At 46.1% G+C, this 24,730-nt stretch carries 24 protein-coding genes and 1 tRNA gene; 1 reads left to right on the top strand and 24 read right to left on the bottom strand.

Annotation, left to right across the window (positions count from 1 at the left end):
* Positions 1-3 precede the first annotated feature (3 nt).
* From CL55_RS03925 to CL55_RS03830, 20 genes are all read right to left on the bottom strand, one after another.
* Complete coding sequence (locus CL55_RS03925) at positions 4-1,470, bottom strand: NADH-quinone oxidoreductase subunit M (protein WP_046329954.1); 1,467 nt, start codon at positions 1,468-1,470, stop codon at positions 4-6.
* A gap of 24 nt (positions 1,471-1,494) precedes the next feature.
* Positions 1,495-3,555: an NADH-quinone oxidoreductase subunit L gene (gene nuoL / locus CL55_RS03920; RefSeq protein ID WP_046329953.1), complete on the bottom strand. Its 2,061-nt coding sequence runs from the start codon at positions 3,553-3,555 to the stop codon at positions 1,495-1,497.
* 2 nt (positions 3,556-3,557) lie between these two features.
* The gene (nuoK, locus tag CL55_RS03915) at positions 3,558-3,866 is read right to left on the bottom strand and encodes an NADH-quinone oxidoreductase subunit NuoK (protein WP_046329952.1); all 309 of its coding nucleotides are present in this window, start codon (positions 3,864-3,866) and stop codon (positions 3,558-3,560) included.
* Positions 3,863-4,510, bottom strand: a complete 648-nt coding sequence (locus tag CL55_RS03910) for an NADH-quinone oxidoreductase subunit J (protein ID WP_046329951.1) — start codon at positions 4,508-4,510, stop codon at positions 3,863-3,865. Before CL55_RS03910 ends, nuoK begins: the two co-directional genes overlap by 4 nt.
* Positions 4,511-4,531: 21 nt before the next feature.
* A complete protein-coding gene (nuoI, locus tag CL55_RS03905; protein ID WP_046329950.1) occupies positions 4,532-5,023 on the bottom strand; it encodes an NADH-quinone oxidoreductase subunit NuoI in 492 nt (163 codons plus the stop codon).
* Positions 5,024-5,034: 11 nt separating this feature from the next.
* A complete protein-coding gene (nuoH, locus tag CL55_RS03900; RefSeq protein ID WP_046329949.1) occupies positions 5,035-6,108 on the bottom strand; it encodes an NADH-quinone oxidoreductase subunit NuoH in 1,074 nt (357 codons plus the stop codon).
* Between the two features lie 8 nt (positions 6,109-6,116).
* Entirely contained in the window at positions 6,117-8,432 is a 2,316-nt protein-coding gene (gene nuoG / locus CL55_RS03895; protein WP_046329948.1) for an NADH-quinone oxidoreductase subunit NuoG, read from the bottom strand.
* A gap of 31 nt (positions 8,433-8,463) precedes the next feature.
* Entirely contained in the window at positions 8,464-9,762 is a 1,299-nt protein-coding gene (nuoF, locus tag CL55_RS03890; protein ID WP_046329947.1) for an NADH-quinone oxidoreductase subunit NuoF, read from the bottom strand.
* Positions 9,759-10,265, bottom strand: coding sequence for an NADH-quinone oxidoreductase subunit NuoE (gene nuoE / locus CL55_RS03885; RefSeq protein WP_046329946.1), 507 nt, complete (start codon positions 10,263-10,265; stop codon positions 9,759-9,761). Before nuoE ends, nuoF begins: the two co-directional genes overlap by 4 nt.
* Positions 10,266-10,288: 23 nt before the next feature.
* The gene (locus CL55_RS03880) at positions 10,289-11,542 is read right to left on the bottom strand and encodes an NADH-quinone oxidoreductase subunit D (RefSeq protein ID WP_046329945.1); all 1,254 of its coding nucleotides are present in this window, start codon (positions 11,540-11,542) and stop codon (positions 10,289-10,291) included.
* A gap of 3 nt (positions 11,543-11,545) precedes the next feature.
* A complete protein-coding gene (locus CL55_RS03875; RefSeq protein WP_046329944.1) occupies positions 11,546-12,145 on the bottom strand; it encodes an NADH-quinone oxidoreductase subunit C in 600 nt (199 codons plus the stop codon).
* Positions 12,146-12,148: 3 nt separating this feature from the next.
* Entirely contained in the window at positions 12,149-12,631 is a 483-nt protein-coding gene (locus tag CL55_RS03870) for a NuoB/complex I 20 kDa subunit family protein (protein ID WP_011902891.1), read from the bottom strand.
* Between the two features lie 5 nt (positions 12,632-12,636).
* Complete coding sequence (locus CL55_RS03865) at positions 12,637-12,996, bottom strand: NADH-quinone oxidoreductase subunit A (protein WP_011902892.1); 360 nt, start codon at positions 12,994-12,996, stop codon at positions 12,637-12,639.
* A gap of 110 nt (positions 12,997-13,106) precedes the next feature.
* Positions 13,107-13,191, bottom strand: a tRNA-Leu gene (locus CL55_RS03860).
* Positions 13,192-13,276: 85 nt separating this feature from the next.
* On the bottom strand, positions 13,277-13,624 hold the full coding sequence (gene secG / locus CL55_RS03855) for a preprotein translocase subunit SecG (protein WP_046329943.1): 348 nt from the start codon (positions 13,622-13,624) through the stop codon (positions 13,277-13,279).
* 22 nt (positions 13,625-13,646) lie between these two features.
* On the bottom strand, positions 13,647-14,405 hold the full coding sequence (gene tpiA, locus CL55_RS03850) for a triose-phosphate isomerase (protein ID WP_046329942.1): 759 nt from the start codon (positions 14,403-14,405) through the stop codon (positions 13,647-13,649).
* A gap of 17 nt (positions 14,406-14,422) precedes the next feature.
* A complete protein-coding gene (locus CL55_RS03845; RefSeq protein WP_046329941.1) occupies positions 14,423-15,421 on the bottom strand; it encodes an NAD(P)H-quinone oxidoreductase in 999 nt (332 codons plus the stop codon).
* Between the two features lie 27 nt (positions 15,422-15,448).
* Positions 15,449-17,614, bottom strand: a complete 2,166-nt coding sequence (gene pnp / locus CL55_RS03840) for a polyribonucleotide nucleotidyltransferase (protein ID WP_046329940.1) — start codon at positions 17,612-17,614, stop codon at positions 15,449-15,451.
* A gap of 271 nt (positions 17,615-17,885) precedes the next feature.
* Positions 17,886-18,155: a 30S ribosomal protein S15 gene (gene rpsO, locus CL55_RS03835; RefSeq protein ID WP_046329939.1), complete on the bottom strand. Its 270-nt coding sequence runs from the start codon at positions 18,153-18,155 to the stop codon at positions 17,886-17,888.
* 225 nt (positions 18,156-18,380) lie between these two features.
* A complete protein-coding gene (locus CL55_RS03830) occupies positions 18,381-19,586 on the bottom strand; it encodes a patatin-like phospholipase family protein (protein WP_046329938.1) in 1,206 nt (401 codons plus the stop codon).
* Positions 19,587-19,671: 85 nt separating this feature from the next.
* Here CL55_RS03830 and CL55_RS03825 point away from each other — a divergent pair, with 85 nt between their 5' ends.
* The gene (locus tag CL55_RS03825) at positions 19,672-20,265 is read left to right on the top strand and encodes a lipid-binding SYLF domain-containing protein (RefSeq protein WP_046329937.1); all 594 of its coding nucleotides are present in this window, start codon (positions 19,672-19,674) and stop codon (positions 20,263-20,265) included.
* Positions 20,266-20,304: 39 nt separating this feature from the next.
* Here the strand turns inward: CL55_RS03825 and CL55_RS03820 are convergent, their stop codons facing one another.
* The 4 genes from CL55_RS03820 to ilvC form a co-directional block, all read right to left on the bottom strand.
* Entirely contained in the window at positions 20,305-21,852 is a 1,548-nt protein-coding gene (locus CL55_RS03820) for a 2-isopropylmalate synthase (RefSeq protein ID WP_046329936.1), read from the bottom strand.
* 257 nt (positions 21,853-22,109) lie between these two features.
* Entirely contained in the window at positions 22,110-22,973 is an 864-nt protein-coding gene (gene pssA / locus CL55_RS03815; RefSeq protein WP_046329935.1) for a CDP-diacylglycerol--serine O-phosphatidyltransferase, read from the bottom strand.
* Positions 22,974-23,000: 27 nt separating this feature from the next.
* The gene (locus CL55_RS03810) at positions 23,001-23,648 is read right to left on the bottom strand and encodes a phosphatidylserine decarboxylase (protein ID WP_046329934.1); all 648 of its coding nucleotides are present in this window, start codon (positions 23,646-23,648) and stop codon (positions 23,001-23,003) included.
* Between the two features lie 52 nt (positions 23,649-23,700).
* Positions 23,701-24,717, bottom strand: a complete 1,017-nt coding sequence (gene ilvC, locus CL55_RS03805) for a ketol-acid reductoisomerase (RefSeq protein ID WP_046329933.1) — start codon at positions 24,715-24,717, stop codon at positions 23,701-23,703.
* Between the last annotated feature and the right edge of the window lie 13 nt (positions 24,718-24,730).

Here is a 24,730-nt window from a genome sequence, read left to right as displayed (position 1 = left end):
TACTCAGAGTTTGCTAACAGCAACATGCTGCAGCAGATTAATCACAGCTGGATGAATGATGTCGGTAAAAGGCTTTGGATAAACACCCATACCGATCACGCAGATAGATAGCACTGCCATCATGAAATACTCGCGCGCATTGAGGTCTTTTAATTCCTCAACATGCTGATTGGTAATCGCGCCAAAGAATACACGCTTGACCATCCATAAGGAATAAGCAGCGCTCAGAATCAACGCAGTCGCCGCCAAGATACCAATGACGAAGTCATAATCCACAGCAGCCAAAATCACCATGAACTCACCAACAAATCCAGAGGTAGCAGGTAAGCCGCAGTTCGCCATTGCCATCAACACTGCAAAGGCTGTGAAGGCAGGCATACGATGCACAACGCCGCCGTAATCTGCAATTTGACGAGTATGCATGCGGTCATACAGCACGCCAATGGAAAGGAACATCGCTCCAGCAACAAAGCCATGAGAAATCATCTGCACAATACCGCCCTCAATACCCAAAGGGCTAAAGAGGAAGAAACCGAGCGTTACAAAACCCATATGCGCTACTGATGAATAGGCCACCAGCTTTTTCATATCTTTTTGAACTAGCGCTACTGCACCAACGTAGATTACAGCTACCAAAGATAAGAAGATGATGAATGGTCCAAGGTACTGACTGGCATCTGGAGCAATTGGCAAAGAGAATCGCAAGAAGCCATAGGCACCTAGCTTCAACATGATCGCAGCCAACACAACAGATCCACCAGTTGGAGCCTCAACGTGAACGTCTGGCAACCAAGTATGCAACGGCCACATTGGCACCTTTACAGCAAAAGCCATGAAGAAGGCAAAGAATAGGAGGATTTGCTCAACGATATCTAGACGAGCGTTATGCCAAGCCAAGATATCAAAAGTATTTGTTGCGTTATACAAGTACAGCATGGCAATCAAAGTCAGCAGTGAGCCAAGCAAGGTGTACAAGAAGAACTTGAATGCCGCATAGATGCGGTTATGGCCACCCCATACACCGATGATGATGTACATCGGGATTAGGGTTGCCTCGAAGAATACATAGAACAACAAAGCATCTAGAGCTGCGAACACTCCAATCATTAATCCAGACAGGATTAGGAAGGAAGCCATGTATTGAGAAACCTTCTTATCAATTACTTCCCAAGCAGCAATCACTACGAGGATATTGATAAAAGCTGTCAAAACAATAAACCAAACTGATATTCCGTCGATACCCAAGTAGTAGTTAATGTCGTAACGCGGAATCCAGCTCATCTTTTCAACAAATTGCATGCCAGGATTGGCAATATCAAAATGAATAATTAATGGCAGCGTTGCAATAAAGCCCAGCACAGAACCAAAGAGGGCTAACCAGCGAACACCAGCTGTAGGCCTCTCTGAACCGTAGAACAAAATAATGATGCCGAAGAAAATCGGGATCCAGATGGCGAAAGAAAGAATCATGATGGCTACTTAAGTAACAAAGGCCTAGCGAACAAAAGGCAGGTAAGCGTATAAAACCCAAGCCAACAATACCGCCAAGCCCGCAATCATTGCGAAGGCATAGTGATAGAGATAGCCGGATTGCAAATGGCGAATCACTGTGGAGAAGCGCCCTACTGCATGCGCACTACCATTAACCAAGAAACCGTCAATGGCCTGCTGATCACCGCGATGCCACAAGACACCGCCGATCCATAACAACCCTTTGGCAAATACTGCTTGATTTAAATCGTCGAGATAATATTTGTTGTCCATCAACTTCTTGATTGGCGCAAATGCTTGAGCCACTACACCAGGCAACTTTGGAGCCCAGAGGTAGCCAATCGCCGCAGTCAACACGCCGAGAACAACCAATAGTAATACTGGTGAAGTAAATGAGTGCATTGCCATAGCAATCGGACCATGGAACTCTTCGGCAAGCTCTTTCATGACTGGATGGCGAGCTAGGTCAATAAAAATAGAATCGCCGAAATAGGTACCAAATAACAAAGGCGTAATTGTGTAGAAACCGATGATGACTGAAGGAATTGCCAACAAGATCAAAGGTAAGGTCACAACAAAGGGTGACTCATGTGGTTTTTGACCGGGAGCCAAACCATGGTGTGCATGATCATCGCCCTGCTCTGCGTGATCATGATGGTGATCGTGTGAGTGAGTATCATCATGTTCCCAACGGGCTTTACCGTGGAACACATAAAAATACAAACGGAATGAATATAGCGCAGTGACAAAGACGCTAGCCATGACAGCGAAGTAGGCAAAACCAGATCCAGGTAAGTGGCTAGCTGCTACCGCTTCAATGATGGAGTCTTTTGAGTAGAAACCCGAGAAGAATGGCGTACCAATCAATGCTAAGTTGCCCAACAACATCATGAGACAAGTGATTGGCATGTACTTCCAAAGACCACCCATCTTCCGCATATCTTGCTCGTGATGCATACCGAGAATCACGCTACCCGCAGCAAGGAATAGCAGTGCCTTGAAGAATGCATGGGTCATCAGATGGAAGATGGCGATCGGATAAGCAGAAACGCCCAAAGCGACAGTCATGTAACCCAGCTGAGATAGCGTTGAGTAAGCTACTACCCGCTTGATATCGGTTTGGACTATGCCCAAGAAACCCATAAAGAGCGCTGTAATCGAACCAATCACCAAGATGAAGCTCAATGCCGCATCGGACAACTCAAATAAAGGAGACATACGTGACACCATGAAGATGCCGGCAGTCACCATGGTTGCAGCGTGAATCAATGCAGAAATTGGGGTTGGGCCTTCCATGGAGTCTGGCAACCAAACGTGCAATGGGAATTGAGCTGATTTACCCATCGCGCCAATGAAGAGGCAGATACAGGCTACGGTAACCAAATTCCAGCCAGTACCTGGCAATGTTTGTGCAGCCAAAGCCGTGTTCTGGGCAAAGATCACATCGTAGTTCATGGAACCAGTGCTGGCTAGTAGTAAGCCAATACCGAGAATGAAACCAAAGTCACCAACACGGTTTACCAAGAAGGCTTTCATATTGGCAAATACAGCTGATTGGCGCTCATAGTAAAAGCCAATCAACAAATAAGAAACAACACCAACCGCTTCCCAACCGAAAAAGAGCTGCAAGAGGTTATTACTCATTACCAGCATCAACATAGCAAAGGTAAAGAGTGAGATGTAAGAGAAGAAACGGTTGTAACCCTCCTCACCTTTCATATAACCAATGGTGTAGATGTGAACCATTAAGGAGACAAAAGTCACAACGCACATCATGGTGGCTGTCAGCGGATCAATCAAGAAGCCAATGTCTAAATTGAGTTCTCCCAATTGCATCCAGCGATACACGGTGCCATTGAAATAGAAGCCATCCATGACTTGTACAAGTACAAAGCAAGACAGAATAAAAGCAACCATCACACCCAGAATGGTGACGAACTGGCAAGCACCATTACCGATGCGGTTACCACCTAATTTGGTGCCAAAGAACCCGGCAATAACTGAGCCAAATAATGGCGCCAGCGGAATTGCACAGAGAACAGGAAGAGTTAAGGTCAATTGCATGACTAGCCTTTTAGGTGGTCAAGGTCTTCAGCATTGATGGTGTCTACCTTGCGGAAGAGAACAACCAAAATTGCCAAACCGATTGCCGCCTCAGCAGCAGCCACAGTCAAAATAAAGAACACGAAAACTTGACCAGCCATATCACCCAAATAATGAGAGAAGGCTATAAAGTTCATGTTCACCGAGAGGAGCATCAATTCAATTGCCATTAACAGCACGATGATGTTCTTGCGGTTTAAGAAAATACCAATCACGCTAGCCGCAAATAAGATCGCGCCAAGCACTAAGTAGTGAGCCAGGGTAATAGTCATTTCTTCTCCCCGCGGGTATCTTGCTTTGCAGCTATATCAGAATCCATCTTGACGATACGCATGCGATCAGCAGAGTTCACGTTCACCTGCTCATGAATATTTTGGGCTTTCGAATCCTTGCGATTACGCAAGGTCAAGGCAACGGCAGCAATAATGGCCACTAATAGAATGACACCGGCAACCTCAAAGGCATAAACATAGTCAACGAAGATCAGCATGCCTAGAGCCTGCGTATTACTAGTAGCCATTTCTTCAAGCATGGGCTGCACTGGAGCACTTGTACCGATAAAGCTACGAATCAAGACGATAGACAGCTCCAATACGATGACCGCACCCATTAAAAAAGCCACCGGAAGGAATTTCTTAAAATCACGACGTAAATGCTCAAGATCCAGATCAAGCATCATGACCACGAACAAGAAGAGCACCATCACAGCGCCAACATAAACCAGAATTAAAGCTAAGCTCAGGAACTCTGCTTTTAGAAGCATCCACAGGCCAGAAGCGCAGAAGAAAGCGAGCACCAAAAAGAGTGCGGCATGTACTGGATTGCGCGCAGTGATCACGCGCAATGCTGAGAGCACTAAAAGGCCAGCAAATGCGTAGAAGAATGCTGCAAATAATGTAGAAGTATCGAATGTCATATGTTCTTGTGCTTGATTCGATTAACGATAAGGCGCATCAGCTGCGCGGTTAGCGGCAATATCTTTTTCATACCTATCGCCTACTGCCAAGAGCATGTCTTTGGTGAAATACAAGTCGCCGCGTTTCTCACCGAAATACTCAAAAATATTCGTTTCAACAATAGCGTCAACCGGACAAGCTTCCTCGCAGAAACCGCAGAAAATACACTTAGTTAAATCAATGTCGTAACGACTAGTACGACGCGTACCATCATCTCGCTCAGCTGTTTCGATCGTGATTGCGTAAGCAGGACAAACCGCTTCACACAGTTTGCAACCAATACAACGTTCTTCACCATTCTCATAACGGCGTAAAGCATGCAAACCACGGAAACGAGGAGACTGGGGCGTCTTCTCTTCAGGGTATTGAATCGTAATTTTAGGTTTGAAAAGATAGCGGCCGGTAATCAACATACCGACCAAAATATCTCTCAGCATCAAACTATCGAGGAATTGGGAAATTTTCTTAAACATGATTGATCAACTTATTTCCAAATATTCAATGGAGATACAACCCATGCGCCAACGACAACTACCCAGAATACGGAGATGGGAATAAAGATCTTCCAACCCAAACGCATAATCTGGTCATAGCGATAGCGTGGCAATGTGGCGCGCAACCAGATGACACAGGACAAGAGGAAGAAGGTTTTGGCAAACAGCCAGAAGAAACCAGGGATATCGCGCAAAATTGGCAAATCCACAATCGGCAACCAGCCACCCAAGAACATGGTAGATGCTAGAGCAGCGATCAAAATCATATTGGCGTATTCAGCCAAGAAGAACATCGCAAACGCCATACCCGAGTACTCAACCATGTGACCGGCAACAATCTCAGACTCACCTTCAACCACGTCAAATGGATGACGGTTAGTTTCGGCAACACCAGAGATGAAATAAATCACAAACATTGGCAGCAATGGCAACCAGTTCCAAGAAAGGAAGTTCAAGCCCATGCTAGCGAAGTAGCCCTGCTCTTGTGAAGTAACAATTGCGCTCAGATTTAAAGAGCCGGAGGTCAACAACACCGTAACCAAAGCAAAGCCCATGGCAATTTCATAAGAAATCATTTGGGCAGAAGCGCGCATGGCGCCAAGGAATGGATATTTGGAGTTGGATGACCAGCCCGCCAAGATCACTCCATAAACACCAATAGATGAAATGGCCAGCACATACAGCAATCCAGCATTCACGTCAGCTAAGACCATTTTGGCTTGGAAAGGGATTACAGCCCAAGCAGCAAAAGCCGGCATGATCACCATCACTGGTGCAATGAAATATAGGACTTTACTTGCTTGTGTTGGAGAAATAATCTCCTTCATCAAGAGCTTCAAGGCATCGGCAATCGGCTGCAGTAATCCCAAAGGACCAACGCGGTTTGGTCCAAGGCGGATATGCATCCAGCCAATTAACTTACGCTCCCACAGAGTCATGTAAGCAACGGCAGCAAACATCGGCAACACAATGATCACAATACGTACCAAAGCCCAAACGAGCGGCCAAAGAGAGCCAAAGATTGCCTCACCTTGGGTGGTAACGAGGTTCAAGAAATTATCCATCTCGCCCCTTATGCCTTGCCAACAGTAACAGGACCAAACATCGATCCCAATTGAGAACTAGCCATCGTGCCTGCAGAAATTCTGACGGCGCCCTTGGCTAGGTTCGTTTCCAATGTGGCAGGCAAATCTACGGATTGGCTACCTTGAGTCACTCGTACAGCATCACCCTCTTTCAAGCCCAACTCATTAAAGAGCACTTGACCCAAACCAACTTGATTGCCATGCTTAGCATCACGCGTTAACTGTAATGCGGATGAACGACGTACGATTTGATCACCAGCGTAAATACCGACATCAGATAAACGCTCTAATCCTGCTGATGGAGTTACATTGCCATTAGACAAGCTAGTGGCTGTAGATTGATTACTGAGCTTAGTGCAGTAGTTTTCACCAAGCGCTTCACCCAATATCTCTTCAGGCATGTTGTAGAGGAAGCCATCTAAATTCAATAATCCGCCAAGAACACGGAGGACCTTCCATGCTGGACGGGAATCGCCCAATGGTTTAACAGCCGGCTGAATCGTTTGCGTGCGAGCCTCTGCATTAACAAAAGTAGACACTGTTTCTGTAAATGTGGAGATCGGCAGAATGACATCGGCCACCTCTAAAAGATCAGCACTCTTGTAGGCACTGAGGGCAATCACCGTATTAGCTTTAGACAATGCAGCGCGAGCTTGCGTAGGATTTGGTAAATCCGCATCGGGCTCGATATTCATCAAGATCACAGCACGACGATCACCAGAGAGGATTGATTCAACACCGACACCATTGGCATTGATCAAGCTAGCACCAACAGCATTGCCGCCTACCGGCAAGAAACCTAAAGTTGCAGCAGTTTGCTCGGCAATAAATTGCGCCAACAGATGTAAATCAGATGCCTGTGGATGTGCGATTGCGGCAGAGCCTAGCAATACCGAAGTAGATGTACCAGAAAGCAAGCTGTCTGCGATCTTTTGCGCAGTAGGAGACACTGGTAAGTTAGGTGTACCAGCTGGAGCGGTAACAGATTTAGCTTTGGCTACAGCCAATGCAACCTCACTTAATGTACTGATCCATGCGCTTGGAGTAGCAGCAATACTAGTGACAGGAATCAACCAATCATCACCACCGGCATCAATACGTGAAACATGTAATCCACGTTTAGCAGCAGTACGTAGACGTGCAGCAATCAAAGGCTGCTCCTTACGCAAGAAGCTACCGATCACTAAAACACGATCTAATTCAGATAATTTGCTAATCGGCATACCCAACCATGGGGCAGAGGCAGAACCCTTAACGTCAGTTTGACGTAAGCGAGTCTCGACTTGATTGGAACCTAAACCACGAATCATCTTCTGGAGAAGGTACAACTCTTCAATACTAGAGATTGGATGCGCTAAAGCAGCAACTGCTTGTGGACCACTCTCAGAGGAAATGGTCTTGAGAGAGTGAGCGACGTAATCCATTGCAGATTGCCAATCAGTCTCAAGCCACTGGCCACCCTGCTTCACCATGGGCGTTGTTACACGATCTGTACTATTTAAGCCTTCATAAGCAAAGCGATCACGATCGCTAATCCAGCATTCGTTAATTGCCTCGTTCTCTAGAGCAACAACACGCATAACCTTGTTAGATTTTGTTTGAATAGTAGTGTTAGTGCCAAGGCTGTCATGTGGACTTACTGAACGCTTACGACCTAATTCCCAAGTACGCGCTGCATAGCGGAATGGCTTACTTGTTAAAGCACCGACTGGGCAAATATCAATCATATTTCCAGATAACTCTGAATCAATGGTTTGACCTGTGAAGGTAGTGATTTCAGAATGCTCACCGCGATTGACCATACCCAATTCCATGACGCCAGCCACTTCTTGGCCGAAGCGAACGCAGCGGGTACAGTGAATACAACGGGTCATCTCTTGCATGGAAATGAGTGGACCTACATTCTTATGAAATACAACACGCTTCTCTTCTTCGTAACGTGAATTCGATTTACCGTAACCCACTGCTAAATCTTGTAACTGACACTCACCACCTTGGTCGCAAATTGGGCAATCCAATGGATGGTTAATGAGAAGGAACTCCATCACTGAGCGCTGCGCTTCAACTGCTTTAGCAGAATGCGTGAATACCTTCATGCCTTGCGTCACTGGTGTTGCGCAAGCTGGCAACGCTTTTGGTGCCTTCTCTACTTCTACCAAGCACATACGGCAGTTAGCAGCAATAGATAATTTCTTGTGATAACAAAAGTGCGGAATATACGTATCAAGCTTATTCGCGGCGTGCATCACCATCGAACCTTGCGGAACCTCTACTAACTTACCATCTAATTCGATTTCAACCATGCTCACTTTAAGATGTCCCGTGCTCAATGTCTTATAAAGGTTTAACAGAATCTAAGCAGCGCTTATGTTCTACGTGATACACAAATTCGTCCATGTAATGCTTCAACATGCCACGAACTGGCATAGCAGCTGCGTCACCCAAGGCGCAAATCGTACGGCCTTGAATATTGGCTGCTACATCATTTAATAAATCTAAGTCTTCTGGACGACCCTCGCCGTGCTCAATACGACTGACGATGCGCCATAACCAACCAGTACCTTCACGACATGGGGTGCACTGACCACAAGATTCTTCATGATAGAAATAGGACAAGCGCTCTAAAGCACGAACCATGCAACGTGTTTCATTCATGACGATGACAGCACCAGACCCCAACATGGAACCCGCTTTTGCAATGCTGTCGTAATCCATCGTGAGCGTCATCATCTCTGCACCGGGGATCACTGGAGCAGATGATCCTCCAGGAATAACAGCCTTCAGTGGAATGCCATCACGCATGCCACCAGCAAGCTTGAGCAACTCAGCAAATGGTGTGCCTAATGGAATTTCGTAGTTACCTGGATAAGTCACGTCACCAGAGATAGAGAAAATCTTCGTACCACCATTATTCGGCTTGCCCAACTCTAAATACGCTGGACCACCGATTGCCATGATGAATGGCACAGCAGCAAATGTTTCGGTGTTATTAATCGTAGTTGGCTTGCCATACAAACCAAAACTGGCAGGGAAAGGTGGCTTAAAGCGTGGCTGACCCTTCTTGCCTTCAAGTGACTCCAAGAGTGCAGTTTCTTCACCGCAGATATAAGCACCCCAACCAGGAGATGCATGTAGCAGGAAGTTGAAATCACTTCCCATGATTTTGTCACCTAGATATCCGGCAGCACGGGCCTCTTCAAGCGCCTCTTCGAAGCGAGAATAGACTTCCCAAATTTCACCATGGATATAGTTGTAGCCTACAGAGATGCCCATAGTGTAGGCACCAATAATCATGCCCTCAATCAACGCATGCGGGTTGTAACGCATGATGTCGCGGTCTTTAAATGTACCCGGCTCACCTTCGTCACTATTACAAACTAAATACTTTTGGCCAGGAAATTGGCGGGGCATAAAGCTCCACTTTAATCCAGTTGGAAAGCCTGCGCCTCCACGACCACGTAATGATGACGCTTTTAATTCAGCGATGATGGCGTCTGGTGTAATCTTGTCATTGATGATGCGACGCAGCTGTTGATAACCGCCACGACTTTCGTAATCTTTTAAACGCCAGTTCTCACCATTCAATCCTGCCAGGATCAAAGGCTTAATGTGTCTATCGTGCAAGCTGGTCATGCTGACTTCCCTTCTGCACGGAGTTCGCTTAATAGCGCATCAATTTTTTCTTTACTCATAAAACTACACATGCGCTTATTGTTCACCAATAACACTGGAGAATCACCGCAAGCGCCCATACACTCGCCCTCTTTCAAGGTGAAATTGCCACAAGGCGTTGTCTCGTTGTAACCAATGCCGAGCGTTTCTTTTAAATAGCTTGCTGCAGTCTCGCCATGCATCAGTTGGCAAGGTAGATTTGTACAAATCACCAACTTGTACTTACCAATTTTTTTGGTGTCATACATGTTATAGAAAGTAGCTACTTCATCTACTGCAATGGTTGGCATTTCTAAAATTTGGGCAACTGTTTCAATCACCTCTGGTGAAACCCAACCCACTTCAGTTTGAGCGGCAATTAAAGATGCCATCACAGCAGATTGTTTTTGCTCTGGAGGGTACTTCGCAACGTTACGTGCGATATCTGCCAGCGTTTTATCAGATAGTTGAAGAGTTGTTGTCATGAATTCATCCTTGGCGCGCTGTATTAGCGGTCAATCTCCCCGAACACGATATCTTGGGTTCCAATAATAGTTACAGCATCAGCCAACATATGGCCACGAGACATCTCATCCATTGCAGAAAGATGTACAAAACCTGGCGCACGAATCTTCATGCGATAGGGCTTATTAGCACCATCAGAAATTAAGTAAATTCCGAACTCACCTTTTGGATGCTCAACAGCAGAATAAGCCTCACCATCAGGAACGTGCATACCCTCAGTAAAGAGTTTGAAATGGTGAATCAACTCTTCCATATTAGTTTTCATATCCACACGCTTTGGCGGAGATACCTTATGGTTGTCACTCATGACAGGGCCATCGTTTGCCTTGAGCCAAGCTACGCACTGTTTAATGATGCGGTTCGATTGACGCATCTCTTCCATGCGAACTAAATAGCGGTCATAAGAGTCGCCATTGACGCCAACAGGAATATCAAAGTCAAGCTTGTCGTAAGTTTCATACGGCTGCTTCTTACGTAAATCCCACTCAATGCCAGAACCACGCAACATAGGGCCAGTAAAGCCGAGTTGCAGAGCGCGCTCAGGGGTTACAACACCAATACCTACCAAGCGCTGCTTCCAAATACGGTTATCGGTTAAGAGGTTGCAATACTCATCTACGTTGGCATCAAAACCATTGGAGAATTGCTCAATGAAATCAAGCAATGTACCGCTGCGGTTTTCATTTAAACGCTTAATGGCAGAGGTGCTACGAATCTTAGACTTAGAGTACTGCGCCATCTCCGTTGGCAAATCACGATAGACGCCGCCTGGTCGATAGTAGGCAGCATGCATACGCGCACCAGATACAGCCTCGTACATGTCGAAAATATCTTCACGATCACGGAAGGCATACAAAAATACGGCCATAGCACCAACGTCTAGACCGTGACAGCCAATCCACAAGAGGTGATTTAGCAAACGGGTTAACTCGTCATACATCACCCGGATGTACTGCGCACGCAAAGGCACATCTACTTGCAGCAACTTCTCAATCGCCATCACATATGCATGCTCGTTTGCCATCATGGACACATAGTCCAGACGATCCATGTACGGAACGTTCTGAATCCAAGTACGTGTCTCTGCTAATTTTTCTGTAGCACGATGCAATAAACCAATATGCGGATCAGCACGCTGGATCACCTCTCCATCGAGCTCTAACACGAGACGAAGGACGCCGTGCGCAGCCGGATGCTGAGGACCAAAGTTGAGGGTGTAGTTCTTAATTTGTGCCATGACTTAAACCGAGCCTCCGTACTGCTCTTCGCGCACGATACGTGGCGTGATTTCACGGGCTTCGATCGTAACCGGCTGATACACCACACGCTTTAACTCTGGGTCATAACGCATTTCTACGTTGCCAGAAATTGGGAAATCTTTTCTAAATGGATGACCAATGAAACCGTAATCAGTCAAAATGCGACGCAAGTCTTCGTGACCATCAAACAAGATACCGTAAAGGTCAAATGCCTCACGCTCAAACCAATTTGCTGAGGCCCATACCGGTGTTAGAGAAGCAACTACTGGGTAAGCATCTTCTGCTGCAAATACGCGCACGCGCAAACGCCAGTTATGAGCCACAGACAAAAGATGTGTCACTACGCCAAAACGCTGACCGCCCCACTGCCCGTCCCGGTAGTCTTGGTAATCCACGCCGCATAAATCAATTAATTGCTCAAAGGCTAATGAGGGTTCATCACGCAATAAAACGGCAGATTCATAGTAAGTTTCTGAATTAATAACTACTGTTACTTCACCCAAAGCAACTTCAATTGACTGAGCGCGCTTCCCTAGAACTTTTTCTAAATTGGCAGCAAGTTGAACTAAACGATCTGACATGGTTTAAGCCTTCCGCGCAATCGTGCTGGTTCGAGCGATCTTAGATTGCAACTGAATAATTCCGTAGATCAAGGCTTCTGCAGTAGGAGGGCAACCAGGAACATAAATATCGACTGGCACGATGCGGTCACAGCCGCGAACTACTGAATACGAGTTATGGTAGTAACCACCACCATTGGCACAAGAGCCCATCGAGATAACCCAGCGTGGCTCAGGCATTTGATCGTAGACCTTGCGAAGGGCCGGAGCCATCTTGTTGCACAAAGTGCCAGCCACAATCATTAAATCTGACTGACGCGGAGATGGGCGGAATACCACACCAAAACGATCCAAGTCATAACGGGATGCGCCTGCATGCATCATTTCTACAGCGCAGCAAGCAAGGCCGAATGTCATTGGCCATAGAGAACCATTACGAGTCCAGTTAATTAACTGGTCCGCAGTAGTGGTAACAAATCCTTCTTTGAGAACGCCTTCTAATGCCATATCGATCACTCCCAGTCGAGAGCGCCCTTTTTCCAGATATATACAAAGCCCACGATGAATTCCAATAGGAAAATCACCATAGAGGCATAACCAAACCAACCAATATCACGCAGAGCCACACCCCATGGGAATAGGAATGCAGTTTCCAAGTCAAATAGAATAAATAGGATGGCGATGAGGTAATAGCGCACGTCGAATTTCATACGCGCATCTTCGAAGGCCTCAAAACCGCACTCGTAAGGCGACAGTTTTTCAGCATCCGGCTTCGAAGGAGCCAAAATTTTTCCGAGGAACATGGGCACTAAACCAACCCCAATACCTACGAGGATAAAAAGCAGAACGGGAAAGTAATTAGCGAGATTCAAAATGGCCCTGAGTCGTTCGTCTGGTAAATCCTATGAAGCTACAAAATTATCAATTACTCCACTACAAAAAACCTTGATTTAGGGCATAAAACCCTATAATTTTTACAATTTGGTGCCGACGGCGAGACTCGAACTCGCACAGCCTAAGCCACTACCCCCTCAAGATAGCGTGTCTACCAATTTCACCACGTCGGCATCTTGTAAAACCTGTCAATTCTACTGCATTGCACCACTCATTTGCCTCAAAAATAGCGCTAGAAACTACTTAAAACCCTATTTTTTACTTAGGAACTGCCGGCTTGATCGGATCTTGAACTGGGGCTACTGGTTCGGCAACAGGAGCTGCAGCGGGAGCAACGGTACCAGACAAAATTCCGGGGCTGACTTCCTTTTTATTCCCGATCCAAGTAATCCCTAAAGTGCAAATAAAAAACATTGCCGCAAAGATAGCAGTTGCATGAGAGAGGAAGTTAGCCGAGCCGCTGGCGCCAAAAAGACTGCCGGAAGATCCAGAACCAAAAGCAGCTCCCATATCGGCACCTTTGCCCTGCTGAAGCAAGACCAGCAATATCACAGCCAAAGCTGAAATAACTTGTAATACGATCAATAAAGTCTTAAACCATTCCATGGCTTATCTCCAAATAAAAAATCTAGGCCTGACAAATAGCTAAAAAATCTTGAGGATTCAATGAAGCACCCCCAATCAATCCGCCATCAATATCCGGCATTGCAAATAGTTCAACAGCATTATCAGGCTTGACGCTGCCGCCATACAAAATTCCCACATGGGAAGCTACATCCTCATTAAACTCTGCCAGCTGTAATCGAATCGCTCTGTGCATATCCTGAGCTATTTCAGCGCTGGCCACCTTACCTGTGCCAATAGCCCAAACAGGCTCATAGGCAATGAGACAATCCGCCAAGCGATCTTGCAAAATGGCAACTTGCTTTGAAATCTGCCCTCTTACAACCTCAACTTCACGACCTGAGTTGCGTTCATCTGCAGATTCACCAACACAGATCACAGGAATCATCCCATTGTCCAAGACCTGCAGTGCTTTCTCTGCCACCTGCTCATCAACCTCCTGATGGTACTGGCGTCGCTCCGAATGCCCCACAATGACATAAGCACAATCTAATTCTTTCAGCATGGAGGCCGCAATATCACCGGTATAAGCTCCTGCTGAATAAGCTGATACATCTTGAGCACCTAAACTTAAAAAAGCTAAAGAACAGTCACGAATTAAACCACCACACTGTGACAAATAAGGCGCTGGAGCACACACTACATACTTACGACCTGCAGGCATTCCCTGCTCCATGCCACGGCAAACAGTCTTAACCCAGTCTGCATTACTTGCAAAGCTGCCGTTCATTTTCCAATTACCGATAACAGTGAGTGGGCGCATTAAATCTAGCTCAATACTTAAACGGTCAATACAATCTTGCCAACGTGCTCAGAAGACTCCATCAAACGATGAGCATCGGCCGCTTGGTCTAAGGCGAATGTTTTATAAATCACTGGCTTTAACTTGCCTGCATCTAGTAAAGGCCAGATGCGCGCATGCAATTGCTGGGTAATCTGCTTCTTAAATGACACTGGACGTGGACGCAAGGTAGAACCAGTAATAGTTAAACGGCGACGCAAAATTTGCCCCGTATTCACTTCTGCTTTTGAGCCACCCATGATTGCAATAATCACAATACGACCATCGTCAGCTAGGCAATCAATTTCTTTTTGTACGTAAGCACCCGTAACCATATCGAGTATCACATTGACACCTTTGCCGTCAGTTGCTTTTTTTACCTCTTCAGCAAAGTCTTGCATCTTATAGTTGATTGCTAAGTCAGCACCTAAAGCCACGCAAGCAGAGCACTTCTCATCTGTACCAGCAGTAACAAATACTTTATGACCTAAAGCTTTTGCAATCAAAATGGCAGTGACACCAATACCACTAGAGCCACCTTGCACTAGCAAAGTTTCACCTTCAGATAACTCACCACGCATGAAGACATTGCTCCATACGGTGTAAAAAGTTTCAGGTAAAGATGCCGCTTCTTGATCAGTAAATCCTTTGGGGTAAGGCAAGCATTGTGCAATAGGAGCTGTACACAATTCTGCGTAACCACCACCTTGCACAAGCGCACAAACCTTATCGCCAACTTTAAGGCCAAACAGATTGTCAGCGTGAGCTAAGTCACCACCAACAATCTCGCCTGCTACCTCGAGACCCGGAATATCAGATGCGCCTGCTGGGACTGGGTAATGGCCTTTACGTTGTAAAACGTCTGGACGATTAATTCCAGCTGCAATTACCTTAATCAAGATCTCGCCAGTTCCAGCGGCCGGAGCCACTGGATCAGGTCGATTGGCAGCCACCAGCATTTCTGGTGCGCCAAATTCTTTGATCTCCATTACGCGCATATGAATTCCGCTTGCTAACTAAATTACTTAAGCGTTTTCGCCAGATGCAGGGGCTGCATCAGAGGCTTCAGTAGCGCCAGCTAAAGGAGCAATCGTGCCGCCCTCATCAGCCATCGCGGCCTTAAGAGATAAACGCAAACGACCGCGCTCATCCGCAGCTAACAACTTCACGCGCACTAATTGGCCTTCTGCTAAATAGTCTTTAACTTCTTTTACACGCTCATTAGAAATTTCTGAGATATGTAAAAGACCGTCTTTGCCTGGAAGAATATTTACTAAAGCACCGAACTCGAGCAACTTCACAACTGGGCCTTCGTAAATCTTACCTACCTCGGCTTCAGCAGTAATACCTTCGATACGTGCTTTTGCTTCAGCCATGCCTTCAGCAGAAGTAGAGGCGATTGTTACGGTGCCATCATCTTTAATGTCGATGCTACAACCAGTCTCTTTGGTCAAGGCTTGAATTGTTGCGCCGCCCTTACCGATCACTTCACGAATCTTATCTGGATGAATCTTGAAAGAAACCATACGTGGAGCATGTGCAGACAATTCAGTGCGAACTGAACCCATTGCTTCTTGCATCTTGCTCAAAATGTGCAAACGACCTTCTTTAGCTTGAGCCAATGCAACTTGCATAATTTCTTTAGTAATACCCTGAACTTTAATGTCCATTTGCAAAGCAGTAATGCCGTTAGCAGTACCTGCTACTTTAAAGTCCATATCGCCCAAGTGATCTTCATCACCCAAGATATCGGTCAACACAGCAAAACGGTTGCCATCCAAAATCAAGCCCATTGCAACACCAGCAACGTGAGCTTTCACTGGAACACCAGCGTCCATCATTGCCAAACAGCCGCCACAAACAGAAGCCATGGATGAAGAGCCATTGGACTCAGTGATTTCTGAAACTACACGAATGCTATAGGCAAAATCTTCTGCGCTTGGCAATACTGGAATCAATGCACGTTTAGCTAAACGACCGTGACCAATTTCACGACGCTTAGGGCTACCTACACGACCTGTTTCGCCAGTAGCGAACGGAGGCATGTTGTAGTGGAACATGAAGCGATCACGGTACTCGCCTTCGAGCGCGTCGATAATTTGCTCATCACGTGCAGTACCTAAAGTAGCCACTACGAGAGCCTGTGTTTCACCACGGGTAAACAATGCAGATCCGTGTGTGCGCGGTAATACACCATTACGAATTTCGATCGGACGAACGGTACGTGTATCACGACCATCAATACGTGGCTCGCCATTCAAGATTTGGCTACGCACAATCTTGGCTTCAATTTCAAACAAGATGTCGTTAACGGCAACAGCGTCAACATCACCTTCCTCTTGTAACTTAGCTACCACTGTTTTAGTAATTTCTTTAAGCTTGTCTGAACGAGCGCCCTTTTGACGAATCTGATAAGCCTCGCGCAATGGCGCTTCAGCCAATGCAGTGACCTTAGCAATGAATGGCTCATCTTTAGGAGCGGCAGTCCAATCCCACTCTGGCTTGCCAGCTTCGGTTACCAATTCGTTAATTGCATTGATCGCAGTTTGCATTTGGTCGTGACCATATACAACTGCACCCAACATGATCTCTTCAGACAACTGATTAGCCTCTGACTCCACCATCAATACAGCTGCTTGTGTACCAGCAACAATCAAATCCATTTCGCTAGTAGCTTGCTCTGTACGAGTCGGGTTCAAGAGGTATTGACCGTTAGCGTAACCAACACGTGCCGCGCCAACTGGGCCAGCAAATGGGATACCTGAAACAGCTAATGCTGCAGAAGCAGCAATCAATGCAGGGATATCAGCAGGAACGTCTGGGTTGATAGACAACACATGAACCACTACTTGGACTTCGTTCAAGAAGCCTTCTGGGAACAGCGGACGCAATGGACGATCGATCAAGCGGGAGATCAATGTCTCGCCTTCTGATGGACGACCTTCACGACGGAAGAAACCGCCAGGAATTTTTCCTGCTGCGTAAGTTTTCTCGAGGTAATCAACAGTCAATGGGAAAAATGATTGGCCTGGCTTAGCAGATTTAGAGGCAACTACGGTACCCATTACTACTGTGTCATCCACGTTAACGATGACAGCACCACCAGCTTGACGAGCAATCTCGCCTGTTTCCATTGTTACTTGATGGTTACCCCATTGAAACGTCTTTACTGCTTTTTTAAACATAGTCATTCTGATCTTCTCCAAATTGTTCACGCAAAAGCCACATGGATTTCACGCTTGTCGTGGGATAAAGCAGTGTCACGACAACACTGGAGCGTTTGAAGATTACAAGGGATGCCATTCCAGGGAGGCACTGGATTCTTGAACCCAGAAACTCATTGGAATGACACGATCCCCTACACAAATAATCTTGAAGCGCCCAAAAAACATGCCATCTGCTTAAGATTGATTCGGTGAAGAAACAACCCTAAGATAGATGGCATTGCAATACCGATAAGAATTACTTACGGAGACCTAATTTCTCGATCAATGCGCGATAGCGACCCAAATCCTTGCCCTTAAGGTAATCCAAAAGGCGGCGACGGCGTGAAACCATCATCAACAAACCACGACGGCTGTGATGATCTTTAGCGTTAGCTTTGAAATGGGGGGTTAATTCATTGATGCGGGCTGTTAGCAATGAAACTTGAACTTCAGGGCTACCCGTATCGTTTGCGCTACGCGCGTTGTCTTTGACGATTTCCGCCGTTTTAATATCAGCAACTGCCATTTTCATACTCCTAACTTGCGAACACCTGAGCTTTCACCCAATTTGTGTCGTGCATTTATTAATTAAATATAACAAAAAAGCTTTAAAAATCAAAGCCCTCGAATTGTAGCAGATCCACCTTAAACCCCTTACCCAGGGCTAGGCAATCAAATTAGGTTTGAGCAGTGGAGGTCTGTTCAAGCTATTGATTTATATGAGAATAATCGAGAAATCGACTAGAAATGCCTATTTTTTAGGCATTTCTCCATCAAATCCCCTTTTGTAGCCTGGCGGGTACTTTTGCCACTCTTTACCGCCCAGCCCTTGCTTGTAACCATAATCAAACAGGGCTTGCATATAGGCAGTGTCGAACTCGGTCTTGTGAGGGAACTTAAAGTCTGGCCCGATAAAAGCCAAGTTGAAACTGACTCCATCAAGCTGGGTGGTGTGATAGATGCGGTAGAGATCCCCAATGCCTTGAGTCTGAATCATACTAGAAATCGCCCTCTGAATGATGCTCAGGGTGCCCCGTTCTGTCTCGCGCCACTCAGGATCCAAGCGGGCATTACGAATAAGATAGGCATTGCGTTGCTTTTGTAGCTTCAGTTTTAAATCTTGAGCGCGCTGGGATAAGGCGCTTGGATAGAGGAATACCTGAGTAATGGCACCGCCATCGACATGCATCTCCTGAAAACTCTGGCCAGAAACCTCAAAATCAAACATCACTGGAGGAAAGGCCCCAGGAATCGATGCAGAAGCCAGCATGACTTTTCTAAAAAGCTCTAAGGCCTCTGGAGTACCGATACTGGCAATCTTGCCCATATTCCAGACCACAGGCACACCTGCATCTAAATTGGTTGTCCCAATCAAAAGCCAGCGATTTTTGGTGATGTACTCAGTTGCCACCTTCTTCAGAAAATCTTCATCAATATATTTTGAGATCAGTTGAAACAAGGGGGTAGTGTCAGATAAGCCATCACTCAAAATACCGGAGATTAATCCCCGTTCTGTGAAGATGTCTTGAGGGCCATATTTTGTATAAACATCACGTAAAACAGGATCATATTCTTTCCCCATAAAAGCAAATGGGGCAATTAATGCACCAGTGCTGATACCGGTGACCAAGTTAAATTGCGGGCGATCGCCGCGGTCCGCCCACCCTATTAATAATCCAGCACCATAGGCGCCATCATCACCACCACCAGAGAGGGATAAATAATTTGCCGGTGCATTTAAGGTTTTTTCATCCCTCACCTTAAACCCTGCCTGAATATCCATGGCCATCTGATCTACGCTCGATTGACTGGCCACCATATAGCGCGCACTAGTGAGACCGGCAATTTGCGCTTGACCCATCTGCTGCGATGGCACTGCCGCTTTGCGCTGCAAACTGCTGCAGCCTACCAATGAAAGCATGAGGAAAGTAAAGATACAGCGAGTTAATAGAGTCATATTGGTTTGTTATTAGACAAGTAGACTTGTTGGAGTATAAAGATGGAATTCATTCATTGCGAAAATACAGTAAAGGAAAAAATCGGTGCAAACTAAATTCATCCAAGTATTAGCCTATGGTCTATTAACTCTATTTCCTACATTCAGTTTTGCACAATTTTCAAACCCATTTGCCGCCGAAAAAACAATTGCCCAGCAACGCCAAGACATCCTCAAAAAGAGAGATGAGACTCTGAAGGCGCTTTACCAAGCTCAACCCAAAGCAAAAGCGGTCATTGATAAATCTGTCGGTTACGCCACCTTTAGTAACTTTGGAATGAAAATTCTGATTGCTGGCGGCGGCACTGGTAGCGGTGTTGTCATTTTAAAGGATGGCGCCAAACCGATTTACATGAATATGGCTGAAGTACAAGCTGGACTGGGTATTGGAATTAAATCCTTCCAAAACATTTTCGTATTTCAAACCCAAGCCGCACTGAATGACTTTGTTAATTCCGGCTGGACATTTGGCGGTCAAGTTACTGCTGCCGCTAAATATGGGTCTGATGGTAGTGCATACCAAGATGCTGCTACCGTGGCACCCGGCGTATTAATGTATCAACTGACAGACTCGGGTCTGGCCGCTGAAATCACCGGCAAAGGCACTAAGTATTATAAAAACACAGATCTAAATAAATAAGACATCAGCACAGGACCTGCAGATGTCGCCGAAAACTTCTTAAGGCGTCATCTGGGCATTGAGCTTTGCTTGGCTAGGATCGTGCAATTTATTCAGCGCAGATAAATAGGCTTTCGCTGAAGCGGCAATGATATCCGGATCGGTTCCAACACCATTCACGATACGTCCGCCCTTTGCAAGTCTGACAGTAACCTCGCCCTGAGATTGAGTGCCTGAGGTGATTGCATTTACGGAGTAAAGCAATTGCTCTGCCCCGCTTTTCACGATCCGCTCAATAGCATTCAAGCTCGCGTCGACTGGACCATTACCCTCGGCCTCGGAGCTGGCCTCTTTGTCACCAACCCGGAAGATCACTTTAGACTTTGGTCGCTCACCTGTTTCAGAATGCTGACTTAAGGAAATGAATTTATAAAATTCACCTTCTTCAGCTGCAGCAGAGTCCGACATGATGGCAATAATATCTTCATCAAAAATTTCTGATTTTTGATCAGCCAATGACTTGAAGCGAGTAAAAGCTTCGTTCAAATCTGCTTCGGCTTCAAGCGTAATACCTAATTCCTGTAAGCGCTGCTTGAAAGCATTTCGGCCAGACAATTTACCCAAGACAATCTTATTGGTAGCCCAACCCACATCTTCTGCACGCATGATCTCGTAGGTATTGCGATTCTTTAGGATGCCATCTTGATGAATTCCTGAGGTATGCGCAAACGCGTTGGCACCAACCACTGCCTTGTTCGGCTGAACAACAAAGCCGGTAATTTGCGAAACCAACTTCGATGCAGGCACAATTTGAGTAGCATCGATACCGCAAACCATATCGAAATAATCTTTGCGGGTACGCAAGGCCATAACAATTTCTTCTAGTGCTGTATTGCCAGCACGCTCACCCAAGCCATTCACGGTGCATTCAATTTGACGTGCGCCACCAATTTTGACGCCCGCTAAGGAGTTGGCGACAGCCATACCTAAGTCATTGTGGCAGTGCACTGACCACACTGCTTTGTCCGAGTTGGGGACTCGAGTACGTAAAGTCTTCATGAACTCACCATACAACTCTGGAGTAGCGTAGCCTACGGTATCCGGAATATTGATGGTAGTAGCACCCTCGTTAATCACTCCTTCCACCACTCTGCACAAGAAATCCATTTCTGAGCGATAGCCGTCTTCTGCTGAGAACTCCACATCCTCAGCCAGATTTCTAGCGAAACGAATAGAGCGTTTTGCCTGCTCCAAAACTTCTTCTGGAGACATGCGTAATTTCACTGCCATATGTAATGGGCTAGTTGCCAAAAACGCATGGATTCGTTTTGCGTTAGCGGCCTTTAATGCATCAGCAGCCCGAGTAATGTCTTTGTCATTAGCACGTGCGAGTGAGCAGACAATCGAATCCTTCACGGCTGCCGCCACTGCAGATATTGCCTGAAAATCACCTTCGGAGCTCGCAGCAAATCCCGCTTCGATCACATCCACTTTGAGGCGCTCTAACTGGCGAGCAATACGAACCTTCTCATCCTTGGTCATGGAAGCGCCAGGTGATTGTTCACCATCACGTAAGGTGGTGTCAAAAATGATTACTTTGTCGCTCATCACTACTCTCCGGTTCAATATTGCTTAATTATGCTTACTGCTAATTTATATTTACTAATTACTGGTTACTAGTTACAACCCCTAAAAACAAAAACCCCAGCAATTTGCTGGGGCTGGTATGTGGCGGCTAATGAATTACTTTGATCTCATTAACTCAGGCCTTACCTGCCCCAAGCTGTAGGCTTAGTGCTAGTAGAAGGAGGCTAAGAGGTGAGAAATTCATCAACATGGATTAAATATAACCTAAATATTCCAAATTAGCTAAAACGACGGCCACTCAGATGTTCCCAAGCCCAAATCACATAGCCAGAAATGGAATACACCACAAAGAGACCGAACAGAGTTAAAGGTGGGTTGGAGGAAATCAGAACAAAGGTCAGAATCATCAGAACCATGACGCCAAAAGGCACGCGATAGCGCACATCTAAAGCCTTGCCACTATAAAAGCGGGCATTGGATACCATGGTCAAGCCAGCATAAACCGCTAAGAAGAAAGTAATCCAAGGGATAGCGCTGTCGCGCACCGGGATCTTGTTGTCGTCAGCCAGCCAAATAAAGCCAGCAATTAAGGAGCCAGCGGCTGGACTAGGCAAACCCTGGAAGAACTTCTTATCTACCACGCCAGTATTGACGTTGAAGCGCGCTAAACGTAAGGCTGCCCCTGCACAATAAGTAAAGGCAGCCAACCAACCCCACTTACCCAGGTCTTTTAAGGCCCACTCGTAAGCAACCAATGCTGGCGCCACACCAAAAGACACCATGTCAGCCAAAGAGTCGTACTGTTCACCAAAAGCACTTTGGGTATTAGTCATACGAGCAACGCGACCATCCATGCCATCTAAAACTAAAGATGCAAAGATGGCGATGGCAGCAATCTCAAACTGGTGGTTCATCGCATTGACGATAGCAAAGAAACCGCAGAATAAGGCTGCGGTAGTAAATGCATTAGGAAGTAGATAAATGCCTTTGCTACGTTTACGTGGCTTATCTACGTGCAACTCTTCCACTTCAAAATCAATCCCATCACCCAAGTCTTCTGCCCACTCATCTTGAGTGCGATCAGTGCGAGAGTTGGCTAAGCGACTGCGATCGATACGGCCACGACGGCGAAATGTAGGCAAAGAGTATTCCCAGTTAAAACGACTTAATTAATCTAAGCCGGGTACGCGAGCTAACGCAGTATTCGTAGCAAAAACTTTATCGCCAACACTAACTAAAGGTTCAGCTGTTAAAGGCAAATATACATCGACACGAGAGCCAAAGCGGATAAAGCCATAACGCTCACCCGCTTTAAGTCTGTCGCCAACATGGATATAGCAAAGAATACGGCGGGCAATGAGGCCGGCAACCTGAACCAGAGTCACGATTTGACCGTTGGCGTCAATCACAACGGCATTACGCTCGTTCTCAGTGGACGCTTTATCCAAATCCGCATTAACAAACTTGCCAGGAAAATACTGAATCTCTTTGACAGAACCATTAACTGCACTGCGATTGGAGTGAACATTAAATACGTTCATAAAAACACTAATCTTTAAAGCTTCACGGCCCGCATAAGGATCGTTCGCCTTTTCTACCACGACGATACGACCATCAGCGGGAGATAACACGAGATCACGGCCTAGGGCAGCAATACGCTGCGGATCTCGGAAGAACTGCAGAACAAAGATAAAGATGATCCACAAAGGCCATGACCATGCAATGCCACCAAGATAGTGGACTAGCAAAGTAACAGCCCCCACTAATGCCAAATACGGCCAACCTTCTTTCGCAATAATGGGGTGCGGATACATCATCTTTGTTCTGAGCCTTTTTAGTTACTACTATTAGTTTCTTGCTACTGTTTACTTAGTTCTTGGTCTGATCAACCAACTTATTCTTGGCAATCCAAGGCATCATGGCGCGCAACTTCGCACCAACTACCTCGATGTCATGCTCAGCATTCAAACGACGACGTGAAATCAAAGTAGGCGCACCTGCTTTGTTTTCCAAGATGAAGCTCTTCGCGTACTCACCAGTCTGAATATCTTTCAAGCACTGACGCATTGCGTTCTTAGTATCTTCTGTTACAACACGTGGACCAGTAACGTACTCACCATACTCAGCATTGTTAGAGATGGAGTAGTTCATGTTGGCGATACCACCTTCGTAAATCAAGTCCACAATCAACTTGAGCTCATGCAAGCACTCGAAGTAAGCCATCTCAGGAGCGTAACCAGCTTCAACCAAAGTTTCAAAACCAGCTTTAATCAACTCTACTGCGCCACCGCATAGAACAGCCTGCTCACCGAACAAGTCAGTTTCAGTTTCTTCACGGAAGTTAGTTTCGATAATGCCAGCACGACCGCCGCCGTTTGCTGTTGCGTATGACAAAGCAACATCACGAGCAGAGCCAGATTTATCTTGGTAAACAGCTATCAAATGGGGAACACCGCCACCTTGAGCGTAAGTACCGCGGACAGTGTGGCCAGGTGCTTTAGGGGCAATCATGATCACATCTAAGTCAGCACGTGGCTGAACTTGGCCGTAGTGAACGTTAAAGCCATGAGCAAATGCCAGTGCGGCGCCCTGCTTGATATTGCCGTGAACTTCTTTGCTGTACACATCAGCAATTTGCTCATCAGGTAAAAGCATCATGACTACGTCAGCATCTTTAACTGCTTCGCCAACTTCTTTCACGGTCAAGCCAGCATTTGCAGCCTTGCTCCAAGAAGCGCCATCCTTACGCAAACCAACAGTCACATTACAACCTGAATCTTTGAGGTTTAATGCGTGTGCGTGACCCTGAGAACCGTAACCAATGATGGTTACTTTTTTGCCTTTAATGAGGGACAAATCGGCGTCTTTATCGTAAAAAACTTTCATGCTCTTTCCTTGT

The organism is Polynucleobacter duraquae, from assembly GCF_000973625.1.
In the GTDB taxonomy this organism is placed as follows: domain Bacteria; phylum Pseudomonadota; class Gammaproteobacteria; order Burkholderiales; family Burkholderiaceae; genus Polynucleobacter; species Polynucleobacter duraquae.
The sequence above is the reverse complement of the archived record's forward strand: the minus strand, read 5'-3'. Positions and strand labels throughout refer to the sequence as shown.